The following is a 2,835-nucleotide window of genomic DNA, read 5'->3' on the forward strand; positions in this document are numbered from 1 at the left end:
GCTGGTCGTCGTCGGCGCCGAGGACAACCTCGCCAAGGGCACCGCCGGGGGAGCGATCCAGTGCATGAACCCGGGCGCGTCTTAACGCGCCGACTCGGCGTGGTTTTGCGTCAGGATGCGCCGACTCGGCGCCCGGCAGAGCGGCGTCAGCGGGAGAGGGCGCGCTTGAGCAGGGCGAGGGTGACCTCTCCCATCGAGGTGCCGTCGTGCTTGGCGGCGAAGGGGAAGACGCTGGTCTCGGTGGCGCCGGGGGTGATGGCGACCTCGAGGACGACGAAGGCGCCGTCGGGGGTGACCATGAAGTCGGTGCGGGAGATGTCGCGCATGCCGAGCAGCTCGTGGGCGCGGACGGCGGTCTCGCCGAGCTCGGCGAGCAGCGCGTCGGGGAGGTCGGGGCGGCCGAAGCCGACGAACTCGGCGGTGTAGCGAGCCGCGAAGTCGAACTCGTGGCCCTTGCTGAAGTCGATGGCGATGGGGGTCAGCGACTGCGGGCCCTCGTCGGTCTCGCGGACGACCACGGAGACGTCGATGCCGGCGTAGAAGCGCTCGATGAGCGCCTCGTCGCAGTAGGCGTAGGTCTTGACCAGGGCCGCGGGGAGGGCGGAGAGCCCGTCGACACCGGTGACGCCGAGCGCCGAGCCGCCGCGCGAGGGCTTGACCACGACCCGCTCACCCAACCGGGAGATGACGTGCTCCATCAGCACCGGCGCGCCGACGTCGCGGAACGTCGTGGACGACAGCGAGACCGAGTCCGGCACGGGGATGCCCCCGCGGCGCAGGAGCTCGCGGGCGGCGGTCTTGTCGAACGCGACGCGGCAGGAGGTGGAGACGGTGCCGACGTACGGGATCCCGATCAGCTCCAGGAGCGTCTGGATCTCGCCGTCCTCACCGAACTGGCCGTGCAGAGCCGGCAGCGCCACGACCGCCTTGTCGCGTTCGAGGTTGTGCAGCAGCGCCCGGTCGAAGTCGTACGCCGCCACCTCCACTCCCAGCGCCGACAGCTCGCGCACGAGGTTGCGGCCGGAGGCCAGCGACACGTCGCGCTCGTGGCTAAGCCCGCCGGCGATGACGGCGACGGGCCCGGAAAGAGGTGGTGTGCTCATGGGTTCGTTGTAACAGACGTGGAAAGGTTTATTGGAAAGGTGGGTCTCGACCTGCGGTCGCGGCTTCGCAAGCTCAGCCGCGCGCTCGCTCGACCTCCTCGCGTTTGCCCGGAGCAAGCTCCGAGCAAGGCTCGGAAATCAGATGTGCACGACCGGGCAGGTCAACGTGCGGGTGATGCCCTCGAGATTCTGCACGCGGGCCACGACCAGCTTTCCGAGCTCGTCGACGTTGCGGGCCTCGGCGCGGACGATCACGTCGTACGGACCGGTGACGTCCTCGGCCAGGGTCACGCCCTGGATCTTGCCGATCTCGGTGGCGACCTCTGCGGCCTTGCCGACGTCCGTCTGGATGAGGATGTACGCCTGTACGACCATGGTGCAGCTCCTGTTCTCCGTGCCTCCCTTGGCACATTGTCCGACCAGTAACCTATCGCGTTATCTATCGATCGACCTACACCGACCCTGGGGATAAGACGTAACGAGGCAGCGACCGCGTGAAGTGCGGAGACGACCGGATGCGTGTCCCGGTATCTTCGCGCGTCGAGAGGAGGGTTGGATGTAGTCATGGCTTTTCCGAGGGACTCGACGCTCGCCGACATCGGTGAGTTCGGGCTGATCACCGAGATGACCAAGCACTTCGCCCAAGGAGAGCAGGTGCTGGTCGGCCCCGGCGACGACGCCGCGCTGCTGCGGGTCAAGCATGGTCACGTGGTGGTCTCGACCGACCTGCTCGTCGAGGGCCGACACTTCAGGCGGGACTGGGCCGAGGCGTCCCACATCGGCCACCGGGCCGCCGGTCAGAACCTCGCCGACATCGCCGCGATGGGCGGCGTGGCGCACTCGATGACTCTCGGGCTCGCCCTTCCGTCTGACCTTCCGGCCGAGTGGGCGGTCGACTTCGCGGAGGGGTTCGCCGCCGAGTGTGCGCTGGTCGGGGCCTCCGTCGTCGGAGGCGATGTCACCGGCGCCGACCAGATCGTCATCTCCGTGACCGCCATCGGCGCGGTCGCCCAGGCACCGGTGCTCCGCTCGGGCGCCGAGCCCGACGACGTACTCGCCCTGTGCGGCCGTCAGGGGTGGGCCGCCGCCGGCCTGGCGATCCTCAAGCGCGGGTTCCGGTCACCGCGCGTGCTCGTCGACGCCTACCGGCGCCCACAGCCGCCGTACGCCGCCGGCCCAGCCGCCGCAGCCGCCGGTGCGTCTGCCCTGATCGACGTCTCCGACGGGCTCCTGTCCGAGGCCAGGCACATCGCCGACGCCTCGGAGGTCTCCATCGACGTGCACACCTCGGCGCTGACCATCTCCGATGAGCTCAAGGCGGTCGCCTCGGCGACGGGGGCCGACGCGCTCGCGTTCGTGCTGGGCGGGGGAGAGGACCACTCCCTGCTCGCCGCGTTTCCGCCTGATGTCGAGCTGCCGGAGGGGTGGGTCGTTATCGGGGCGATCGGGGAACCGGGAGATGAGCCGGTCACGGTCGATGGGGAGGTCTACGAAGGGTCGACGGGCTGGACGCACTTCTGAGCGTCGAGAAACCCCTGTCTGGGTTTGCTGCTCGGCTTGCCTTACGTCGGGCTTGCGCCGACGCGGCGCAATCCGGTCCTCCGCGCTTCGCGCGGTTACTCCCTCGCTCGGCGCGAGCGGACGAGCAAGCTCGCCGCTCGGCCTCGCTCCGGTCGTCTCGCTTCGCTCCGGTCCGTTTGCGCCGAGTCAGCGCCTATCGGATCAAAGCAGA

The 2,835-nt window shown here is 69.4% G+C and carries 3 protein-coding genes; 1 reads left to right on the plus strand and 2 read right to left on the minus strand.

All coding sequences use genetic code 11. The features are described 5' to 3' along the window. Positions 1–146: 146 nt before the first annotated feature. Together ABZZ22_RS26940 and ABZZ22_RS26945 are read right to left on the minus strand one after the other, a co-directional pair. A complete protein-coding gene (locus ABZZ22_RS26940) occupies positions 147–1,103 on the minus strand; it encodes a D-alanine--D-alanine ligase (protein ID WP_354938632.1) in 957 nt (318 codons plus the stop codon). 138 nt (positions 1,104–1,241) lie between these two features. Then, on the minus strand, positions 1,242–1,478 hold the full coding sequence (locus ABZZ22_RS26945; RefSeq protein WP_179656947.1) for an Lrp/AsnC ligand binding domain-containing protein: 237 nt from the start codon (positions 1,476–1,478) through the stop codon (positions 1,242–1,244). A gap of 189 nt (positions 1,479–1,667) precedes the next feature. Here ABZZ22_RS26945 and ABZZ22_RS26950 point away from each other — a divergent pair, with 189 nt between their 5' ends. Next, positions 1,668–2,624, plus strand: coding sequence for a thiamine-phosphate kinase (locus ABZZ22_RS26950; RefSeq protein ID WP_354938635.1), 957 nt, complete (start codon positions 1,668–1,670; stop codon positions 2,622–2,624). The last annotated feature ends 211 nt before the right edge of the window (positions 2,625–2,835 follow it).

This window comes from Nocardioides sp. NPDC006273, from assembly GCF_040613495.1.
Classification (GTDB): Bacteria; Actinomycetota; Actinomycetes; order Propionibacteriales; family Nocardioidaceae; genus Nocardioides.